The organism is Pseudomonas sp. F220 (assembly GCF_057813935.1).
On sequence record NZ_JBVASJ010000007.1, the window covers coordinates 120,048 to 139,487 of the forward strand.

Annotated in this window: 17 protein-coding genes; 1 reads left to right on the top strand and 16 read right to left on the bottom strand. The window is 57.6% G+C overall.

The window, feature by feature from the left end:
• Positions 1 to 39 precede the first annotated feature (39 nt).
• Together fghA and ACZYSM_RS09435 are read right to left on the bottom strand one after the other, a co-directional pair.
• Positions 40 to 885 carry an S-formylglutathione hydrolase gene (gene fghA, locus ACZYSM_RS09430; protein ID WP_489071018.1) on the bottom strand — a complete coding sequence of 282 codons (846 nt, stop codon included), beginning with the start codon at positions 883 to 885 and terminating at the stop codon, positions 40 to 42.
• Positions 886 to 893: 8 nt separating this feature from the next.
• Positions 894 to 2,006 carry an S-(hydroxymethyl)glutathione dehydrogenase/class III alcohol dehydrogenase gene (locus tag ACZYSM_RS09435; protein WP_489071020.1) on the bottom strand — a complete coding sequence of 371 codons (1,113 nt, stop codon included), beginning with the start codon at positions 2,004 to 2,006 and terminating at the stop codon, positions 894 to 896.
• A gap of 134 nt (positions 2,007 to 2,140) precedes the next feature.
• On the opposite strand from ACZYSM_RS09435, the gene ACZYSM_RS09440 reads away from it, so the two are divergent.
• Positions 2,141 to 3,037: a LysR substrate-binding domain-containing protein gene (locus ACZYSM_RS09440; protein WP_489071022.1), complete on the top strand. Its 897-nt coding sequence runs from the start codon at positions 2,141 to 2,143 to the stop codon at positions 3,035 to 3,037.
• A 54-nt stretch (positions 3,038 to 3,091) separates the two neighbouring features.
• Here ACZYSM_RS09440 and ispD read toward each other — a convergent pair whose 3' ends face one another.
• The 14 genes from ispD to ACZYSM_RS09510 form a co-directional block, all read right to left on the bottom strand.
• The gene (gene ispD, locus ACZYSM_RS09445) at positions 3,092 to 3,799 is read right to left on the bottom strand and encodes a 2-C-methyl-D-erythritol 4-phosphate cytidylyltransferase (RefSeq protein WP_489071024.1); all 708 of its coding nucleotides are present in this window, start codon (positions 3,797 to 3,799) and stop codon (positions 3,092 to 3,094) included.
• The gene (ftsB, locus tag ACZYSM_RS09450) at positions 3,796 to 4,074 is read right to left on the bottom strand and encodes a cell division protein FtsB (protein WP_489071026.1); all 279 of its coding nucleotides are present in this window, start codon (positions 4,072 to 4,074) and stop codon (positions 3,796 to 3,798) included. The genes ispD and ftsB overlap by 4 nt, the downstream gene beginning before the upstream one ends.
• A 329-nt stretch (positions 4,075 to 4,403) precedes the next feature.
• On the bottom strand, positions 4,404 to 5,693 hold the full coding sequence (gene eno, locus ACZYSM_RS09455) for a phosphopyruvate hydratase (protein WP_489071028.1): 1,290 nt from the start codon (positions 5,691 to 5,693) through the stop codon (positions 4,404 to 4,406).
• Positions 5,694 to 5,848: 155 nt separating this feature from the next.
• Positions 5,849 to 6,694 (bottom strand): 3-deoxy-8-phosphooctulonate synthase, encoded by an 846-nt coding sequence (gene kdsA, locus ACZYSM_RS09460; protein WP_489071030.1) that lies wholly within the window; start codon positions 6,692 to 6,694, stop codon positions 5,849 to 5,851.
• A 4-nt stretch (positions 6,695 to 6,698) separates the two neighbouring features.
• Complete coding sequence (gene pyrG, locus ACZYSM_RS09465; protein ID WP_489071032.1) at positions 6,699 to 8,330, bottom strand: CTP synthase; 1,632 nt, start codon at positions 8,328 to 8,330, stop codon at positions 6,699 to 6,701.
• 274 nt (positions 8,331 to 8,604) lie between these two features.
• Entirely contained in the window at positions 8,605 to 9,933 is a 1,329-nt protein-coding gene (tilS, locus tag ACZYSM_RS09470) for a tRNA lysidine(34) synthetase TilS (protein WP_489071034.1), read from the bottom strand.
• 133 nt (positions 9,934 to 10,066) lie between these two features.
• Positions 10,067 to 11,014 carry an acetyl-CoA carboxylase carboxyltransferase subunit alpha gene (locus tag ACZYSM_RS09475; protein WP_489071036.1) on the bottom strand — a complete coding sequence of 316 codons (948 nt, stop codon included), beginning with the start codon at positions 11,012 to 11,014 and terminating at the stop codon, positions 10,067 to 10,069.
• 151 nt (positions 11,015 to 11,165) lie between these two features.
• Entirely contained in the window at positions 11,166 to 14,687 is a 3,522-nt protein-coding gene (gene dnaE, locus ACZYSM_RS09480) for a DNA polymerase III subunit alpha (protein WP_489071038.1), read from the bottom strand.
• A gap of 75 nt (positions 14,688 to 14,762) precedes the next feature.
• Positions 14,763 to 15,389, bottom strand: coding sequence for a ribonuclease HII (gene rnhB, locus ACZYSM_RS09485; protein ID WP_489071157.1), 627 nt, complete (start codon positions 15,387 to 15,389; stop codon positions 14,763 to 14,765).
• Positions 15,390 to 15,400: 11 nt separating this feature from the next.
• Entirely contained in the window at positions 15,401 to 16,531 is a 1,131-nt protein-coding gene (gene lpxB / locus ACZYSM_RS09490) for a lipid-A-disaccharide synthase (protein WP_489071040.1), read from the bottom strand.
• 2 nt (positions 16,532 to 16,533) lie between these two features.
• The gene (gene lpxA / locus ACZYSM_RS09495; protein ID WP_489071042.1) at positions 16,534 to 17,310 is read right to left on the bottom strand and encodes an acyl-ACP--UDP-N-acetylglucosamine O-acyltransferase; all 777 of its coding nucleotides are present in this window, start codon (positions 17,308 to 17,310) and stop codon (positions 16,534 to 16,536) included.
• Complete coding sequence (gene fabZ, locus ACZYSM_RS09500) at positions 17,307 to 17,747, bottom strand: 3-hydroxyacyl-ACP dehydratase FabZ (RefSeq protein WP_489071044.1); 441 nt, start codon at positions 17,745 to 17,747, stop codon at positions 17,307 to 17,309. Before fabZ ends, lpxA begins: the two co-directional genes overlap by 4 nt.
• Positions 17,748 to 17,856: 109 nt before the next feature.
• The gene (gene lpxD, locus ACZYSM_RS09505; protein WP_489071046.1) at positions 17,857 to 18,912 is read right to left on the bottom strand and encodes a UDP-3-O-(3-hydroxymyristoyl)glucosamine N-acyltransferase; all 1,056 of its coding nucleotides are present in this window, start codon (positions 18,910 to 18,912) and stop codon (positions 17,857 to 17,859) included.
• Positions 18,913 to 18,915: 3 nt separating this feature from the next.
• On the bottom strand, positions 18,916 to 19,419 hold the full coding sequence (locus ACZYSM_RS09510) for an OmpH/Skp family outer membrane protein (protein ID WP_010444737.1): 504 nt from the start codon (positions 19,417 to 19,419) through the stop codon (positions 18,916 to 18,918).
• Positions 19,420 to 19,440: the final 21 nt, after the last annotated feature.

A 19,440-nucleotide genomic window follows, 5' to 3' on the forward strand; every position in this document is an offset into this window, starting at 1 on the left:
GATTTAGTCAGGGCGTGATTCTACCTGCTTTGTCGGACATTAGGCGTTTAGAGCTTGTCCATGATGTCGCAAGTGATCGTCGATGAAGCTGGCGATGAAATAATAGCTGTGGTCGTAGCCTGGCTGCAGTCGCAAGGTCAACGGGTGGCCTGCGAGCTTGGTCGCTTGTAGCAGCGCTTCGGGCTTGAGCTGTGTCGCCAGAAAATCATCGCGATCACCTTGATCCACCAGCAACGGTAGCTTCTCGGTCGCCTCGGCGATCAACGCACAGGCATCCCACTCGCGCCAACGCGCACGCTCTTCACCCAGATAGCGCGAGAACGCCTTCTGACCCCAAGGGCAATCCATTGGATTATTGATCGGCGAAAAGGCCGACACTGACTGATAGCGCCCAGGGTTACGCAACGCACACACCAGTGCGCCGTGGCCACCCATGGAGTGACCACTGATTCCACGCTTGTCGGACGCAGGAAAATGCGCCTCGACCAGTGCCGGCAATTCCTGCACCACGTAGTCATGCATCCGATAGTGTTTGGCCCAAGGTTCTTGCGTGGCATTCAGATAAAAGCCGGCACCCAGCCCAAAATCCCAGGCGCCATCCGGATCACCCGGCACATCAGCCCCGCGTGGGCTGGTGTCTGGTGCGACGATGATCAAACCGAGCTCGGCGGCCATTCGCATGGCACCCGCCTTGTGCATGAAGTTCTCGTCGGTGCAGGTCAACCCGGACAGCCAGTACAGCACCGGCAGCTTGCCACCCTGCTCCGCTTGCGGCGGCAGGTACACGGCAAACACCATGTCGCAGCCCAGGATTTCAGAGTGGTGTTTGTAGCGTTTATGCCAGCCGCCGAAGCTTTTCTGGCAGGACAGGTTTTCAAGGCTCATGGCCGACCTCAAAAATGGATGACGGTACGAATGCTTTTGCCTTCATGCATCAGTTCGAAAGCCTTGTTGATGTCTTCCAGGCCCATGGTGTGGGTGATGAAGGTATCCAGCGGGATCTCACCGTTCTGCGCCATTTCAACGTAGCTCGGCAACTCGGTACGACCGCGTACGCCACCGAAGGCGGAACCGCGCCAGACCCGACCAGTCACCAACTGGAACGGACGGGTAGAGATTTCCTGACCGGCGCCAGCCACACCGATGATCACCGACTCGCCCCAACCCTTATGACAGCACTCCAATGCAGCGCGCATCAGTTGTACGTTGCCGATGCATTCGAAGGAAAAGTCCACACCGCCGTCGGTCATGTCGACGATGACGTCCTGAATCGGGCGATCGAAGTCTTTCGGGTTGACGCAATCGGTCGCGCCCAACTGCTTGGCGATTTCGAATTTGGCCGGATTGATGTCGATGGCAATGATGCGCCCAGCTTTGGCTTTGACTGCGCCGATCACCGCCGACAGGCCGATGCCGCCGAGACCGAAGATCGCCACGGTATCGCCCGGTTTGACCTTGGCCGTGTTGATCACCGCACCGATCCCGGTGGTGACGCCACAACCCAGCAGGCAGACCTTTTCCAGCGGTGCTTCTTTAGGGATCTTAGCGACCGAGATTTCTGGCAATACGGTGTATTCGGAGAAGGTCGAGGTGCCCATGTAGTGGAAAATCGGCTGACCTTTATAGGAGAAACGCGAAGTGCCGTCGGGCATCAAGCCTTTGCCCTGGGTCGCACGAATCGCCTGGCAAAGATTGGTTTTGCCCGACAGGCAGAATTTGCACTTGCCGCACTCGGGCGTGTAAAGCGGAATCACGTGATCGCCGACCGCCACCGAGGTCACGCCCTCACCGATCGCCTCGACCACCGCGCCACCTTCGTGACCAAGGATCGACGGGAAGATGCCTTCCGGATCCGCGCCAGACAGGGTGTAAGCATCGGTATGGCAGACACCGGAAGCGACGACTCGCAACAGGACTTCACCAGCCTTGGGCATGGCGACATCGACTTCAACGATCTCAAGGGGTTTCTTGGCCTCGAAGGCAACGGCAGCGCGCGACTTGATCATCCTGCATCTCCAGTGAATAAAAACGAGACAAGGAGTGTAAAACACTGCAAGACGATTAATAATCAGATCAAAAGCAAAACATTATTGCTGTACAGGGATAATCACAATGCACGTCTCGTTATGAATGCCTCTTTATGAACGAGAACCGCTGGGAAGGCATCGACGAGTTCGTCGCGGTCGCCGAATGCAGCCAATTCACCGCCGCCGCTGAACGCCTTGGTGTTTCGTCTTCGCACATCAGCCGGCAGATCGTCCGACTCGAAGAGCGCCTGCAAACTCGCCTGCTCTACCGCAGTACTCGCCGAGTGACGTTGACCGAGGCCGGGCAGACCTTCTTGCAGCACTGCCAACGTTTGCAGGATGGTCGCGAAGAAGCGTTGCGCGCAGTCGGTGATCTGACTAGCGAACCCAAAGGCATGCTGCGCATGACCTGCGCCGTGGCTTACGGCGAGCGCTTTATCGTGCCGCTGGTGACCAGCTTCATGGGGCTCTATCCACAATTACGGGTGGATATCGAGTTGAGTAACCGACAGCTCGATCTGGTGCACGAAGGCCTGGACCTGGCAATTCGCCTCGGCCGCTTGCAAGACTCACGACTGGTAGCCACACGCCTGGCACCACGGCGCATGTATCTGTGCGCCTCACCCTCCTATCTGGAACGTTACGGCCGACCGCACAGCCTGTCCGAACTGAGTCGGCATAACTGCCTGATCGGTAGTTCGGATATCTGGCAACTGGAACAGAACGGGCGGGAATTTTCGCAAAGAGTGCAGGGAAACTGGCGCTGCAACAGTGGGCAGGCGGTACTGGATGCGGCGCTACAAGGCGTCGGTCTGTGCCAGTTACCGGACTATTACGTGCTTGAGCATCTCAACAACGGCAGGCTGATTTCCTTGCTCGACGCCCATCAACCACCCAACACTGCAGTCTGGGCCCTTTATCCGCAACAACGGCATCTGTCACCGAAGGTGCGAAAGCTGGTGGATTACCTGAAGGAGGGGCTGGCCAAACGGCCGGAGTATAGTGTTTGATCGATGATCAAAAGGTCGGGACCGAGATCAAAAGATCGCGCAGCCTGCGATCTTTTACCTGCGATTGGCCCAGCGCTGACGCAGCCATTCGAGGTCTTCGGGACGGGTGACTTTAAGGTTGTCTGACCGACCTTCAATCAGGCGCGGGGCCTGACCTGACCACTCCATGGCCGAGGCCTCGTCGGTGATTACCACGTCCGCCACCAGACTGTCTGCCAAGGCCCGATGCAACGCACCGAGACGGAACATCTGCGGTGTATAGGCTTGCCAGATCAAACTGCGATCAACGGTTTCTACCACCCTGCCCTGCTTGTCGACACGCTTCAGAGTGTCGCGCGCCGGCACAGCCAATAGCCCGCCAACAGGATCATCCGCCAGCTCAATGAGCAGCTTGTCCAAATCATCGCGAGACAGGTTCGGCCGTGCAGCATCGTGGACCAACACCCAGTCCTCGTCTGCAGCACCTTGCGCATGTAAATGAAGCAACGCGTTGAGTACCGAGCCCGAGCGCTCCTGGCCGCCATCTACCCGCTGAATTCGCGGATCATGGGCGCAAGCCAGTGTTGGCCAATAGGGATCATCAATAGCAAGACTGACCACCAGCCCCTTCAAGGCCGGATGGTCGAGGAAACAGCCGAGACTGTGTTCGAGAATTGTGCGCCCGCCCAGTTGCAGATATTGCTTGGGACGGTCCGCGGCCATACGGGCACCGACGCCCGCGGCAGGAATGACGGCCCAGAAGGCCGGTAACGTCTGAATCATTGGGCCAACTGGTAGAGGGTTTCACCCTCCTTGACCATACCCAACTCATGGCGAGCACGCTCTTCAACGGTCTCCATACCTTTTTTCAACTCGAGGACTTCGGCATCCAGAACGCGGTTACGCTCCAGCAGTGCCTCATTTTCGGCGTGCTGGTCAGCAATTTGCTGAGTCAGGTCGGCTACCTGCGCCAGGCTGCCATTCCCCACCCACAGGCGGTACTGCAGGCCAGCCAGCAGCAAGAGCAAGACGAGGAACAACCAATTGGGACTGCGCATCGAATATCGGGTTTCCAGTGAAAAAAGACAGCCATGCCAACAACTTTGAAACGACTAATAGCACGAAGCCTGGAAGAACCAGGCTCGTACTCTAAGGCATCAGATTAGTAGCAAAAAACTCGCTATCACGACTTTTTCGACACAATCCGGTGTCTTTTTACCATGCAGTGCCGTGCCTCACCAATACGCTCCTTTTTTGACGAGTGACTGTTGTCGTCAGACAAGGCGCCGCGACGAGTCATAGCTGGCTATGGCGAGGAGCGGCAACGCTGTATGACGGCAACAGACACCGTCAAAAAGGAGCAGTATTGGCGAGGCACGGCACTCTATCAGCCGCGAAACTCGCTGCGACCATTGTACTTGGCCTTGGCGCCCAGTTGCTCTTCGATACGCAGCAATTGGTTGTACTTGGAAACGCGGTCGGAACGGCACAGCGAACCGGTTTTGATTTGGCCCGCAGCAGTGCCCACCGCCAGATCGGCAATGGTCGAATCTTCGGTTTCGCCGGAGCGGTGCGAGATCACAGCAGTGTAACCAGCGGCCTTGGCCATCTGGATGGCTTCCAGGGTTTCGGTCAGGGTGCCGATCTGGTTGAACTTGATCAAGATCGAGTTGGCGATCTTTTTATCGATGCCTTCTTTCAGGATCTTGGTATTGGTCACGAACAGGTCGTCGCCTACCAGCTGGGTCTTCTCGCCGATCTTGTCGGTGAGGATTTTCCAGCCAGCCCAGTCGGACTCGTCCAGGCCATCTTCGATGGAGATGATCGGGTAACGCTCGGTCAGGCCTTTGAGGTAGTCGGCAAAACCTTCAGCGGTGAACACCTGGCCTTCGCCGGACAGGTTGTACTTGCCGTCTTCGTAGAATTCGCTGGCGGCGCAGTCCAGAGCCAGGGTCACGTCGGTGCCCAACTTGTAACCGGCGTTGGCCACGGCTTCGGAGATCACTTTCAAAGCGTCTTCGTTGGACGCCAGGTTCGGCGCGAAACCACCTTCGTCACCGACGGCAGTGCTCAGGCCACGGGCCTTCAGCACAGCTTTGAGGTGATGGAAAATTTCGGTGCCCATACGCAACGCTTCAGAGAACGTCTTGGCGCCAACCGGCTGAACCATGAATTCCTGGATGTCGACGTTGTTATCAGCGTGCTCACCACCGTTGATGATGTTCATCATCGGCACCGGCATCGAGTAAACACCCGGCGTACCGTTCAGGTTGGCGATGTGAGCGTACAGCGGCAGGTCCTGATCATGGGCTGCAGCCTTGGCCGCGGCCAGGGAAACGGCGAGGATCGCGTTGGCGCCCAGGGTTCCCTTGTTTTCGGTACCGTCCAGCGCGATCATCGCGCGGTCCAGAGCCTGCTGGTCAACCGGGTCTTTACCCAGCAACAGGTCACGGATCGGACCATTGATGTTGGCTACAGCCTTGAGCACGCCCTTGCCCAGGTAACGGCTCTTGTCGCCATCACGCAGCTCGAGTGCTTCACGCGAGCCGGTGGAAGCACCGGACGGCGCGCATGCACTGCCGATGATGCCGTTATCGAGAAGCACGTCCGCTTCGACGGTGGGATTGCCACGGGAGTCGAGAACTTCACGACCTTTGATGTCGACGATTTTTGCCATTGTTGTGAACACTCCAAAGTTGACGAAAACGACGCAGCTGAAGGAAATCTTTTATCGCCGGCAAGTGTTGAGTAGCGGGCAGACTTGCGGACGATAAGCCTCAGGCCCGGAGGCCTGAGAAATAATCGTGCGGTACTTTACCGGAGAAATCAGGTTTACGCGGTTTCTACCGTCGGAAAACTCTTCACCAGCTCATCCAGAGCCTTGAGCTGAGCCAGAAATGGCTCCAGCTTGTCCAGACGCAAGGCACAAGGGCCGTCGCATTTGGCGTTGTCCGGATCCGGATGCGCTTCGAGGAACAAACCAGCCAGCGACTGGCTCATGCCGGCCTTGGCCAGGTCAGTGACCTGGGCGCGACGACCACCCGCGGAATCGGAGCGACCACCAGGCATTTGCAGCGCGTGGGTCACATCGAAAAATACCGGGTATTCGAACTGCTTCATGATGCCGAAGCCGAGCATGTCCACAACCAGGTTGTTGTAGCCGAAACTCGAACCGCGCTCACAGAGGATCAACTGATCGTTACCCGCTTCTACGCACTTGCTCAGGATGTGTTTCATTTCATGAGGGGCGAGGAATTGGGCTTTCTTGATGTTGATCACCGCGCCGGTCTTGGCCATGGCCACCACCAGATCGGTCTGACGCGACAGGAAGGCCGGCAACTGGATGATGTCACAGACCTCGGCGACCGTGGCTGCCTGCTCAGGCGCATGGACATCGGTGATGATCGGCACGCCGAACGCTTCTTTGATGTCCTGGAAAATCCGCATACCTTCTTCCAGGCCAGGACCACGGTAAGAGGTCACGGACGAGCGGTTCGCCTTGTCGAAGCTGGCCTTGAACACGTAAGGAATACCGAGTTTCTCGGTAACCCGTACGTACTCTTCACAGACCTGCATGGCCATGTCACGGCTTTCCAGCACATTCATACCACCGAACAACACCATCGGCTTATCGTTGGCGATCTCGATGTTGCCTACGCGGATGATTTTCTGTGCCATGGAATCAAGCCTTCTTCTGATGTTGAGTCAAAGCCGCCTTGACGAAGCCACTGAACAACGGGTGACCGTCGCGCGGTGTCGAGGTGAACTCAGGGTGGAACTGGCAAGCGACGAACCATGGATGATCCGGTGCTTCAACCACTTCAACCAATGCACCATCGCCGGAGCGACCGGTGATTTTCAGACCGGCTTCGATCAGGCTCGGCAACAGCTTGTTGTTCACTTCATAACGATGGCGATGACGCTCGACGATGACGTCTTTGGCATAGCAATCGTGAACCAGAGAACCCGCTTCCAGCAGACAATCCTGCGCGCCGAGGCGCATGGTGCCGCCCAGATCGGAAGTTTCGGTACGGGTTTCGACCGCGCCGGTGGCGTCTTCCCACTCAGTGATCAAGCCAACCACAGGATGACCGCTGGTGCGATCGAACTCGGTGGAGTTGGCGTCTTTCCAGCCCAGCACGTTACGGGCGAACTCGATGACCGCCACTTGCATGCCCAGGCAGATGCCCAGGTACGGCACCTTGTTTTCGCGAGCGTACTGCACGGTGATGATCTTGCCTTCCACGCCACGCAGACCGAAGCCGCCCGGCACCAGGATGGCATCGACGCCTTCCAGCAGCGCGGTGCCCTGGTTCTCGATGTCTTCGGAATCGATATAGCGCAGGTTGACCTTGGTGCGGTTGGTGATGCCAGCGTGACTCATCGCTTCGATCAGCGATTTGTAGGCATCCAGCAGCTCCATGTACTTGCCGACCATGGCGATGGTGACTTCGTGCTCAGGGTTGAGCTTGGCGTCGACCACAGCTTCCCACTCGGACAGATCGGCACCGTTGCATTGCAGGCCAAAACGCTCGACGACGAAATCATCCAGGCCCTGGGAATGCAGAATGCCCGGAATCTTGTAGATGGTATCGGCGTCTTCCAGGGCAATCACCGCACGCTCTTCAACGTTGGTGAACTGGGCGATCTTGCGTCGCGATGCGATGTCGATCGGGTGGTCCGAACGGCACACCAGCACGTCCGGCTGCAGGCCGATGGAGCGCAGTTCCTTGACCGAGTGCTGGGTGGGCTTGGTCTTGGTTTCGCCGGCAGTGGCGATGTATGGCACCAGGGTCAGGTGCATCAGCATCGCGCGCTTGGCGCCGACTTCGAAGCGCAACTGACGGATGGCTTCAAGGAACGGTTGGGATTCGATGTCACCCACGGTGCCGCCGATCTCGACCATGGCCACGTCGGCATCGCCTGCGCCCTTGATGATCCGGCGCTTGATTTCGTCGGTGATGTGCGGAATCACCTGGATCGTTGCACCCAGGTAGTCACCACGGCGCTCCTTGCGCAGGACGTGTTCATAGACGCGGCCAGTGGTGAAGTTGTTGTTCTGGGTCATGGTCGTGCGGATGAACCGCTCGTAGTGGCCCAGGTCCAGGTCGGTTTCGGCGCCATCGTGAGTGACGAACACTTCACCGTGCTGGAACGGGCTCATGGTGCCCGGGTCAACGTTGATGTAGGGGTCCAGCTTGAGCATGGTGACCTTAAGTCCCCGCGCCTCCAGGATGGCCGCCAATGAAGCCGAGGCAATGCCTTTCCCCAATGAAGAAACAACACCGCCCGTGACGAAGATGTAGCGCGTCATGAAAAACCCTAGAAGTCTGCGTTAAAGCGGTCGAAGCCGCCGGGGAAAGCGAAGGAGGGCCGAAGCCCCCGATCACCTGCATTAATTACAGTGCATCTTTCGAAAAACTGCTGCGTTGGAACAGATCGGCAGAGACCACCGATGCGGTACGCGCTACACATTTTTTTTGAGAATCGCCCAGCAAAGACTGCTTGGTAATCGGCAACTCCTGCAATTCATGCGAATCCACAGAAGTTGTATCAAGAAGGGAGCGTAGTCTACCGGAAAGCCCCTTTCAGCTCAAACCTTGATCGCTCATCGGTGGCTGCCAAGTCAATTTCCAGCATTCATGGGCACTTGCATCCAGCCCGGGAAGGCTCGCAACCGCCAGTAATTGCTCGTCGCGGTACACCAGCGGCAATCTGCCACGGGCAAACAACGGCACACCGTTTTCGTTAAGCAACCGCTTCAAATCCCGATGACCACGCCCCGACAGGTGCATGACTTCGCCGCCTTGCCGGTAGCGGACGTGTAATGGCCCTTCGGGAATTTGGCCACTGAGTCTCAACTGGCCGTTATTGGGCAGCAGCAGAACCGAGGACGGATCCGTCCAGATCGGGGCCGGTTCTGCCGCTCGCAGCCAACTGCCGGACAACCACCAGATCCGGCCACCGGCCCGATGCAGTTCACCGTCCGCCAGTCGCCAGACGGGTCGCGCATCGCCCGATGCGTCCCGCAAAGCCTGCCAACCCGACCAGTGGTCGCTATCGGGCAAAAGGGTCCGCGCCGACAGCCAGTGACTCAAGGCATTACGCTGGCGCGCCATCGACAGTTTTTCCAGGGGTGCCAACGCCAGCGAAGGTAATCCCAGCCAATCGAACTCGCTACTCGTGCCTGCATTGGCGAGATCCATTTCAGCCAATTCGTCGAGCAGACCTTGGGCCTCATTCAAATGTGCAGCACTGCGAGCGATGGTCGCCACCGCCTGCGGCCAACGCGCGGTCAGCACCGGGAACACCTGATGGCGCAAGTAGTTGCGGGAAAACCGTCGATCATCATTCGAGGGATCTTCGATCCAGCTCAATTGCTGCTCGCAGGCATAGGCTTCCAGCTCATCGCGCGACACATCGAGCAGCGGCCGCAGTAGCTGCCCGAGCCCCAGCGGACGTTGCGCAGGCATGGCAGACAAACCTCTCACTCCTGCCCCACGCAACAAACGGAACAACAACGTTTCAGCCTGATCGTCACGATGCTGAGCGGTCAACAGCACTTCATTGGCCTGAGTCACCTCAGCAAACGCGGCATACCGCGCATCGCGGGCGGCGCGCTCAAGACTCGCACCAGGTTGCACCTGCACACAAATCACCTGCAGGGGCACGCTCAAGACGTCACACATCACCTGGCAATGACTCGGCCACGCATCTGCCGCAGCTTGAAGGCCGTGATGGATATGGATGGCAGAAAGTGCCGGCAGGGATTCGGTTTTAGCGAGTTGCGCGAGCAGATGCAGCAGAACGGTGGAGTCGAGACCACCGGAGAAGGCGATGCGCCAGGTTGCAGCGTTGCGCCAAGGCGTGAGGCTCAGCAGGAGCCTGGCAGGCAGATCAATGTTGGATTGACTCATATCCGTCACTTCGCGCAAATCAAATGTGGGAGCGAGCCTGCTCGCGAAGGCTGCTTAACATTCAACACATCGGTTGACTGTTATACCGCCTTCGCGAGCAGGCTCGCTCCCACATGGGTATAGCGAGGTCAGATCAAAGACCGTAGCTCATCAGACGCTCGTAGCGACGGGCCAGCAGCGCGTCGTTATCGAACTTCTTCAGCATCGCCAGTTGCGAGCTGAGTTCAGCACGGATCGACGCTGCAGCGGCTGCAGGGTCACGGTGAGCGCCACCCAGCGGTTCGCCGATGACTTTGTCGACGATACCCAGGCCTTTCAGACGATCAGCAGTGATACCCATAGCCTCAGCGGCATCTGGCGCCTTCTCGGCAGTTTTCCACAGAATCGAGGCGCAACCTTCCGGAGAGATAACCGCGTAAGTCGAGTACTGCAGCATGTTCAGTTGATCGCAAACACCAATCGCCAGCGCACCACCGGAACCACCCTCACCGATCACGGTGGCGATGATTGGGGTTTTCAGGCGTGCCATGACTCGCAGGTTCCAGGCAATCGCTTCGCTCTGGTTGCGCTCTTCAGCATCGATGCCCGGGTATGCGCCCGGCGTGTCAATGAAGGTCAGGATTGGCATCTTGAAGCGCTCAGCCATTTCCATCAGACGGCAAGCCTTGCGGTAGCCTTCCGGACGCGGCATGCCGAAGTTGCGGCGAACTTTCTCGCGCACTTCGCGGCCTTTCTGGTGACCGATGATCATCACCGGCTGATCGTCCAGACGGGCAACGCCACCGACAATGGCAGCATCGTCGGAGAAATGCCGATCGCCGTGCAGCTCATCGAACTCGGTGAAGATATGCTCGATGTAATCGAGGGTGTATGGGCGACGCGGATGACGCGCCAGGCGCGCGATCTGCCAACTGGTCAACTTGCCGAAGATGTCTTCGGTGAGCGTGCTGCTCTTGTCTTGCAGACGAGAGATCTCATCGCCGATATTCAGCGAATTGTCATTACCGACCAAGCGCAACTCTTCGATCTTGGCTTGCAGGTCGGCGATCGGCTGTTCGAAATCAAGAAAATTCGGGTTCATAGGCGTCCGTCTTGGGTCGACGTCCAAGAGAGCTTGGGCCGGCCGGTTGTCTATTCGCGCCCTACCTTAAGGGACGAGCGCGTTCAGGTCGAGATTAAAAACTTGGTCGAGATCAGGGCGTGCTCAAATGACAAAGAGCGGCACCTCACCGTCAACGGTATTGGAGGAAGACGTTGTCTCGCCCGAACTGGTCACGCAGGGCTTGAATCAAGCTGTCTGCCGGGTCGATTCGCCAGGTTTCACCAAACTGCAGCAAAGCCTTGGCGTCCGGGCCGGTGTACTCCACGGTAATCGGGCATGCCCCGCGATGACGCTTGAACAACTCGCCCAGCCAGCGTAGTCGATCGCCTTTCAAGGCTTCGGTGTGCACCTTCAGACGCAGGCTTTCAGCCAGATTGGTGCGAGCATCTTCCATGCTCATCACTCGTTTGACCCGCAAACGCAGGCCACCGGAGAAGTCGTCGTTGCTGACTTCGCCTTCGACCACCACCATCGCATCGGTCTGCAACATGGAATGCGCCGTGTGGAACGCCTCGGCAAAAAGCGACGCCTCGATCCGCCCCGAGCGGTCGTCGAGGGTGATAAAACCCATCTTGTCGCCCTTTTTGTTCTTCATGACCCGCAGAGCGATGATCATGCCCGCGACCGTCTGGGTATCCCGAGCCGGCTTCAGGTCGATGATGCGCTGACGGGCAAAGCGTCGAATTTCACCTTCGTATTCGTCAATCGGGTGACCGGTCAGGTACAGACCCAGGGTATCTTTCTCCCCTTTCAAGCGTTCCTTGAGGGTGAGCTCCTTGGCCTTGCGGTGATTGGCGTAGACGTCGGCGTCTTCTTCAACAAACAGGCCGCCAAACAGGTCCGCATGACCGCTGTCATGGGTACGCGCGGTTTGTTCGGCAGCCTTGATCGCCCCTTCCATGGCCGTCAGCAAGACCGCACGATTCTGGTCAATGCTCGCTTGATAGGCTTTCGGTTCGTCATGGAAATAAGGGCCCAGACGATCCAGCGCACCGCTGCGGATTAAACCGTCCAGGGTGCGCTTGTTGATACGTTTGAGATCGACACGGGCACAGAAGTCGAACAGATCCTTGAACGGACCGTCCTGACGCGCCTCGGTGATGGCCTCGACCGGCCCTTCGCCAACACCCTTGATCGCGCCCAGCCCGTATATAATGCGGCCTTCGTCATTCACCGTGAACTTGAACTCCGAAGTATTCACATCCGGTGCGTCGAGACGCAGCTTCATGGTGCGAATTTCTTCGATCAAGGTCACGACCTTGTCGGTGTTGTGCATATCCGCTGACAGTACCGCGGCCATGAACGGCGCCGGGTAGTGAGTTTTCAGCCACGCCGTCTGGTAAGAAACCAGACCGTAGGCGGCGGAGTGGGATTTGTTGAAGCCGTAACCGGCGAATTTCTCTACCAGGTCGAAGATGTTACCGGCAAGGTCGGCATCGATATTATTGGTCGTGCAACCTTCAATGAAACCACCGCGCTGCTTGGCCATTTCTTCGGGTTTTTTCTTACCCATGGCCCGACGCAGCATGTCCGCACCACCGAGGGTATAGCCGGCCATGACCTGGGCGATCTGCATCACCTGTTCCTGATACAGGATGATGCCGTAGGTTGGCGCCAGTACCGGCTTCAAGCCTTCGTACTGATAATCCGAGTGCGGGTAGGCAAGTTCGGCGCGACCGTGCTTACGGTTGATGAAGTCGTCAACCATGCCCGATTGCAACGGACCGGGACGGAACAGCGCCACGAGTGCGATCAAGTCTTCCAGGCAGTCGGGCTTGAGCTTTTTGATCAGCTCTTTCATGCCGCGCGACTCAAGCTGGAACACCGCAGTGGTTTCGGCTTTTTGCAGCAACTGGTAAGTCGGTTTATCGTCCAGCGGGATGAAGGCGATATCCAGCGGCGGCTGATCAACCTTGGCGCGCTCGCGGTTGATGGTCTTCAGCGCCCAATCGATGACTGTCAGGGTCCGCAGACCGAGGAAGTCGAACTTCACCAGACCGGCTGCCTCGACGTCATCCTTGTCGAACTGGGTAACCAGGCCGTCGCCGGCTTCATCGCAATAGATTGGCGAGAAGTCGGTAAGCTTGGTCGGCGCGATAACCACGCCACCGGCGTGCTTACCCACGTTTCGCACAACCCCTTCGAGCTTGCGGGCCATTTCCCAGATTTCCGCTGCTTCTTCATCGATCTTGATGAAGTCCCGGAGGATTTCTTCCTGCTCATAGGCTTTTTCAAGGGTCATGCCGACTTCGAAGGGAATCATCTTCGACAGTCGATCCGCCAAGCCGTAGGATTTGCCTTGCACCCGCGCTACGTCGCGAATTACAGCTTTCGCCGCCATGGAACCGAACGTAATGATCTGGCTAACGGCGTTGCGACCATATTTTTCGGCCACATACTCGATCACCCGGTCACGACCATCCATGCAGAAGTCGACGTCGAAGTCGGGCATGGATACCCGTTCCGGGTTAAGGAAACGTTCGAACAGCAGGTCATATTCCAGCGGGTCGAGGTCGGTGATCTTCTGCACGTAGGCCACCAGCGACCCGGCGCCCGACCCACGGCCAGGACCGACCGGCACGCCATTACTCTTGGCCCACTGAATAAAGTCCATAACGATCAGAAAGTAACCAGGGAAACCCATCTGGATGATGATATCCAGCTCGAAATTCAACCGGTCGACGTAGACCTGACGTTTAGTTTCGTAGTCTTCAGTGGTTTCCTTGGGCAGAAGAACGCTCAGGCGATCTTCCAGACCGTCGAAAGAGACCTTGCGGAAGTATTCGTCGATGGTCATGCCATCGGGAATCGGGAAGTTGGGCAGGAAGTGCTTGCCGAGCCTTACTTCGATGTTGCAACGCTTGGCGATTTCGACGGAGTTTTCCAGCGCTTCAGGCAAGTCACTGAACAGCTCAGCCATTTCCTCGGCGCTTTTGAGGTACTGCTGATCGCTGTAGTTCTTCGAACGGCGCGGATCGTCAAGGGCGCGGCCTTCGCCGATGCAAACGCGGGTTTCGTGGGCTTCGAAGTCTTCCCGCTTGATGAAACGCACGTCGTTGGTCGCCACCAATGGCGCGCCGATCTTCTCGGCCAGGGCCACGGCACCGTGCAGTTGCTCTTCATCATTCGGTCGGTTGGTGCGCTGTACTTCCAGATAGAAACGATCCGGGAACACCGTCATCCATTCGCGGGCCAACGTCTCGGCTTCATCCGGATTGCCGCTGAGCAGGGCGATGCCGATTTCGCCCTCCTTCGCCGCAGACAGCATGATCAAGCCTTCACTGGCCTCAGCCACCCACTCGCGCTCGATGATGATCTGGCCGTTGCGCTGACCATCGATAAAGCCGCGGGAGATCAGTTCGGTAAGGTTGCGGTAGCCAACACTGTTCATGACCAACAGGCTGATACGGCTGAGAGCGTTTTCGGGGTCTTTGTTCGACAGCCACAGGTCGGCGCCACAGATCGGCTTGATCCCGGCACCCATGGCAGCCTTGTAGAACTTGACCAGGGAACACATGTTGTTCTGGTCGGTGACCGCCACGGCAGGCATGTTCATGCCGACCAGGGTCTTGACCAGCGGTTTGATCCGCACCAGACCGTCGACCAGGGAATATTCAGTGTGCAGGCGTAGGTGAACGAATGAAGCCGGCATAGTGATCCTGTGTAGAACTCGAAAACGACAAGGCCCGGATTGTACCGGGCCCTGAGCAAAACATCAGCCTGTTGACTATACCTCAGTCAAACCTTCCAGCGCTTCATACGCCAGACGCACAGGCGCGAACGAACGCCGATGAATAGGCGTCGGACCCAAGCGGGCCAGGGCCTCCAAGTGGACCGGAGTCGGATAGCCTTTGTGCCCGCCAATGCCATAGCCGGGGTAAATCAATTCGAAAGCAGCCATTTCACGGTCACGGCTGACCTTTGCCAAAATCGACGCTGCGGCAATTGCCGGAACCTTACTATCGCCTTTAACCACCGCCTCGGCAGGCATCGAAAGTTTCGGGCAGCGATTACCGTCAATCATCGCCAGTTTCGGGGTGATGCTTAGCCCTTCTACCGCGCGCTGCATGGCCAGCATGGTGGCGTGCAGAATATTCAGCTCGTCGATTTCTTCGACTTCAGCCCTGGCAACGCACCAGCTCAGGGCCTTTTCACAGATCTCGTCATAGAGCTTTTCGCGACGGGCTTCGGTGAGTTTTTTCGAGTCGTTGAGCCCGAGAATCGGCCGGTTCGGATCGAGAATCACCGCCGCCGTCACCACAGCACCGCACAACGGCCCGCGACCGACCTCATCGACGCCAGCCACCAGGTCTTCGACGTCGGCGACCAAAGTAAAATCCAGACCCATCTGCATCTTTACGCTACTCATACTGGTTTGCCGATCAAGTTCAATACCGCTTCGGCGGCCTGATTCGAGGCATCTCGACGCAAGGTCCGATGAATCTCGTCAAAACCACGGGTCTGTTCTTCGCCGCCCGCAATCAATGGCGACAAGGTCTGCGCCAAGGCCTCAGCGGTCGCATCATCCTGCAACAACTCGGGCACCAGCAAACGCTGCGCCAGCAAGTTGGGTAACGAGATGTAGGGGCTTTTTACCATGCGTTTGAGAATCCAGAACGTCAGCGGCGCCAGGCGATAAGCAACCACCATCGGCCGTTTGTATAGCAGGGCCTCCAGGGTCGCGGTACCAGAGGCAATCAACACTGCATCACAGGCAGCGAGAGCCTGATGGGAACGACCGTCGAGCAGGGTCAACGGCAAGTCGCGGCCTGCCAGCAGTTCTTCGAGCTGCACACGGCGTTCAGAACTGGCGCACGGCATGACAAAACGCACACCTGGCCGCAAGGCACGCAGGCGCTCGGCAGTGTCAAGAAACAGAGCGCCCAGACGACCGACTTCACCGCCACGGCTGCCCGGCATCAAGGCAACCAGCGGCCCATCGGGCAACCCCAGCTCAGCTCGGGCAGCGGCGCGATCTGCCTCAAGCGGGATCGCATCGGCAAGAGAGTGACCGACAAAACGTACCGGCACGCCCTTCTCTTCGTAGAATTTCGCTTCGAACGGAAACAGCGTCAGCATCAGATCGCAGCCTTCACGAATCTTCAGTACGCGCTTCTGACGCCAGGCCCAGACCGACGGGCTGACGTAATGTACCGTCTTGATCCCGGCCCGCCGTAGTTTGAGTTCGATATTCAGCGTGAAGTCCGGCGCATCAATACCGATGAATACGTCCGGTTTCTCAGCGATCAGCGTTTTGACAAGCTTTTTGCGTCGAGCCAACAGCTCACGCAAACGCCCCAGAACCTCAACCAACCCCATGACCGCCAGACGTTCCATCGGGAAATAGGAAGTCAAACCTTCGGCCTGCATCAGAGGACCGCCGACACCGATAAACTCAACCGATGGATGTTGTGCCTTGAGGGCACGCATCAGGCCCGCGCCCAAGATATCGCCGGAGGCCTCGCCTGCCACCAGTGCAATACGCAAAGTGGCCATGATTAACGAGTAATGCCGCGAGTCGAAGACTGGATCGAATCACGGAATACCGCGACTTCTGGAAACTGTGCAGACGGCTCGGCCAGTTCGGCGAGCGCCTGATCGACAGTCAGCCCCTGACGGTAAACCACCTTGTAGGCGCGACGCAGAGCGTGGATTGCGTCTTCGCTGAAACCACGACGGCGCATGCCTTCGAAATTCATGCTGCGCGCCTCGGCAGGATTACCGAACACCGTGACGTAAGCCGGAACATCCTTGCCGATGGCGGTACCCATGCCGGAAAAGCTGTGGGCGCCGATATGACAGTACTGGTGAACCAGGGTAAAGCCGGAGAGGATCGCCCAGTCTTCAACGTGTACATGACCGGCCAACGCGGTGTTGTTGACCAGTATGCAATGGTTGCCAATGACGCTGTCGTGGCCGATGTGTGCATAGGCCATGATCAGATTGTGATCGCCCAGGGTCGTTTCGGCACGATCCTGAATGGTTCCACGGTGAATCGTCACGCCTTCACGGATGACGTTGTGGTCACCGATCACCAGGCGGGTTTCTTCGCCTTTGTATTTGAGATCGGGCGTGTCCTCACCCACCGAGGAAAACTGGTAGATGCGATTGTGCTTACCGATTCGGGTTGGGCCTTTGAGAATCACGTGTGGCCCGATCACTGTACCCTCGCCGATTTCCACACCTGCGCCGACGATCGACCAAGGGCCGACCTCGACGTCGCCGGCCAGAATGGCCGTCGGATCGATGATTGCGCGAGGGTCAATCAAACTCATAGTTTGCGTTCCGCGCAGATAATTTCAGCGGAGCAGACTGGCTTGCCATCGACCGAAGCCTGGCATTCGAACTTCCAGATCTGACGCTTGCAGCTCAAGAATTTGGCTTCAAGAATCAGCTGATCGCCTGGCAGTACCGGCTGACGGAAGCGCAGCTTGTCGGAACCGACGAAGTAGTAAAGGGTGCCATCGGCAGGCTTCACGCCCAGCATCTTGAAACCAAGGATACCGGCAGCCTGAGCCATCGCTTCGATGATCAGTACGCCCGGCATGATTGGATGCGCCGGGAAGTGACCATTGAAGAAAGGTTCGTTGATGCTGACATTCTTGTAGGCACGAATGCGCTTGCCTTCAACATCCAGATCCACTACCCGGTCCACCAACAGGAAAGGGTAACGGTGAGGCAAGTATTCGCGAATCTCGTTGATGTCCATCATTTCGGGGGGAAGCCTGTAGTAAAGATTGGGAGCGCGCGACTGACGCGCATTCCTCTAGCAAATCAAGGAGGCAGTCTAGCGGCTGTGCACACTTGATATGGAAATGGTATCAGCCATCTGATGAGGCATTACCGCCAGGGGTCACGTCCCCTACACGCTTTTCCAATTGCCGCAGGCGTCGCGCGATATCGTCGAGCTGACGAATACGTGCCGCGCTTTTTCGCCATTCGGCAGCAGGTTGCATCGCCGTACCGGAAGAATAGGAGCCCGGCTCTGTAATCGAGTGGGTCACCATGGTCATTCCGGTCAGGAAAACGTTGTCGCAAATATCGATGTGTCCAACCAGACCGACACCGCCGGCGAGCATGCAATGCTTGCCGATTTTGGTGCTGCCGGAGATCCCCACGCACGCCGCCATGGCAGTGTGATCACCGACCTGTACGTTGTGCGCGATCTGAATCTGGTTATCCAGCTTCACGCCATTACCGATCACGGTATCGGCCAACGCACCGCGGTCGATGGCAGTGTTCACACCAATCTCCACATCGTCACCGACCAACACGCCACCGATCTGGGCAATCTTCTGCCAGACACCTTTTTCATTGGCAAAGCCGAAGCCTTCACCCCCGATGACCGCGCCGGACTGAATCACTACGCGCTTACCGATCCGCACGTCGTGGTACAGCGTCACTCGGGGAGCCAGCCAGCCGTCTTCACCGATTTCAGAGCGAGCACCAACAAAGCAGTGAGCGCCGACCGTGACACCAGCGGCAATGCGCGCGGCGCTTTCGATCACGGCAAATGCACCAATGCTCGCGGCCGGATCGACCACCGCATCCTCAGCCACAACCGCAGTCGGATGAATACCGACGCTGGCTTTAGGCTTGGGATCGAATAGATGGGAAATCCGCGCGTACGCAAGATACGGGTCGGCCACAACTAGCGCATCACCCGTAAAACCTTCAGCGTCAGCGGCCTTCAGCAATACAGCTGCGGCCTGGCTGTCTGCCAGGTATTTACGGTATTGGGGATTTGCCAGAAAGCTCAACTGAGCTGGGCCAGCCTCCTGCAAGGTGGCTAGCCCAGTGATTTCTTTCTCCGCGGAACCACGTAGGGTGGCGCCGAGGAACTCGGCCAACTGGCCGAGTTTTATAGTCACTGTCATGGATTACTTCAGCTGATTCATGCGCTCGATAACCTGGCGAGTGATGTCGTACTGAGGTTTGACATCAATCACTGCGCCACGCTCGAAGACCAGGTCAAAAGCACCTTTCTTGATGACTTCTTCCACAGCGCTATCCAGTTTCGGCTTGAGCTGTTTCAGCATTTCACGGTCGGCAACGGCTTTGGCTTCGTTCAGTTCCTTGGACTGGAACTGGAAGTCACGGGCCTTTTGCTTGAACTCGAGCTCAAGACGCTCACGCTCGCCTTGCTGCATTTTGTCACCGCCGGCAACCAGGCGGTCCTGGATGCCTTTGGCACTGCTTTCCAGGGTTTTCAGCTTGGTCAGTTGCGGGCCGAACTTCTTCTCGGCATCCACGGCGTATTTCTTTGCCGCGTCGGACTCCAGCAGAGCCATTTGATAGTTCAGTACTGCAATTTTCATTTCGGCAAATGCCGGGGTCGCTACCAGGACAGTTGCCAGGAGAACCAATTGAGTCAACTTACGCACGATGCACTCCTACAAAATCCA

Bases quoted from the DNA above. Each gene is read 5' to 3' on its own strand.
- fghA (WP_489071018.1), bottom strand. From the start codon at position 885: ATGAGCCTTGAAAACCTGTCCTGCCAGAAAAGCTTCGGCGGCTGGCAT.
- ACZYSM_RS09435 (WP_489071020.1), bottom strand. From the start codon at position 2,006: ATGATCAAGTCGCGCGCTGCCGTTGCCTTCGAGGCCAAGAAACCCCTT.
- ACZYSM_RS09440 (WP_489071022.1), top strand. From the start codon at position 2,141: ATGAACGAGAACCGCTGGGAAGGCATCGACGAGTTCGTCGCGGTCGCC.
- ispD (WP_489071024.1), bottom strand. From the start codon at position 3,799: ATGATTCAGACGTTACCGGCCTTCTGGGCCGTCATTCCTGCCGCGGGC.
- ftsB (WP_489071026.1), bottom strand. From the start codon at position 4,074: ATGCGCAGTCCCAATTGGTTGTTCCTCGTCTTGCTCTTGCTGCTGGCT.
- eno (WP_489071028.1), bottom strand. From the start codon at position 5,693: ATGGCAAAAATCGTCGACATCAAAGGTCGTGAAGTTCTCGACTCCCGT.
- kdsA (WP_489071030.1), bottom strand. From the start codon at position 6,694: ATGGCACAGAAAATCATCCGCGTAGGCAACATCGAGATCGCCAACGAT.
- pyrG (WP_489071032.1), bottom strand. From the start codon at position 8,330: ATGACGCGCTACATCTTCGTCACGGGCGGTGTTGTTTCTTCATTGGGG.
- tilS (WP_489071034.1), bottom strand. From the start codon at position 9,933: ATGAGTCAATCCAACATTGATCTGCCTGCCAGGCTCCTGCTGAGCCTC.
- ACZYSM_RS09475 (WP_489071036.1), bottom strand. From the start codon at position 11,014: ATGAACCCGAATTTTCTTGATTTCGAACAGCCGATCGCCGACCTGCAA.
- dnaE (WP_489071038.1), bottom strand. From the start codon at position 14,687: ATGCCGGCTTCATTCGTTCACCTACGCCTGCACACTGAATATTCCCTG.
- rnhB (WP_489071157.1), bottom strand. From the start codon at position 15,389: ATGCAGATGGGTCTGGATTTTACTTTGGTCGCCGACGTCGAAGACCTG.
- lpxB (WP_489071040.1), bottom strand. From the start codon at position 16,531: ATGGCCACTTTGCGTATTGCACTGGTGGCAGGCGAGGCCTCCGGCGAT.
- lpxA (WP_489071042.1), bottom strand. From the start codon at position 17,310: ATGAGTTTGATTGACCCTCGCGCAATCATCGATCCGACGGCCATTCTG.
- fabZ (WP_489071044.1), bottom strand. From the start codon at position 17,747: ATGATGGACATCAACGAGATTCGCGAATACTTGCCTCACCGTTACCCT.
- lpxD (WP_489071046.1), bottom strand. From the start codon at position 18,912: ATGACAGTGACTATAAAACTCGGCCAGTTGGCCGAGTTCCTCGGCGCC.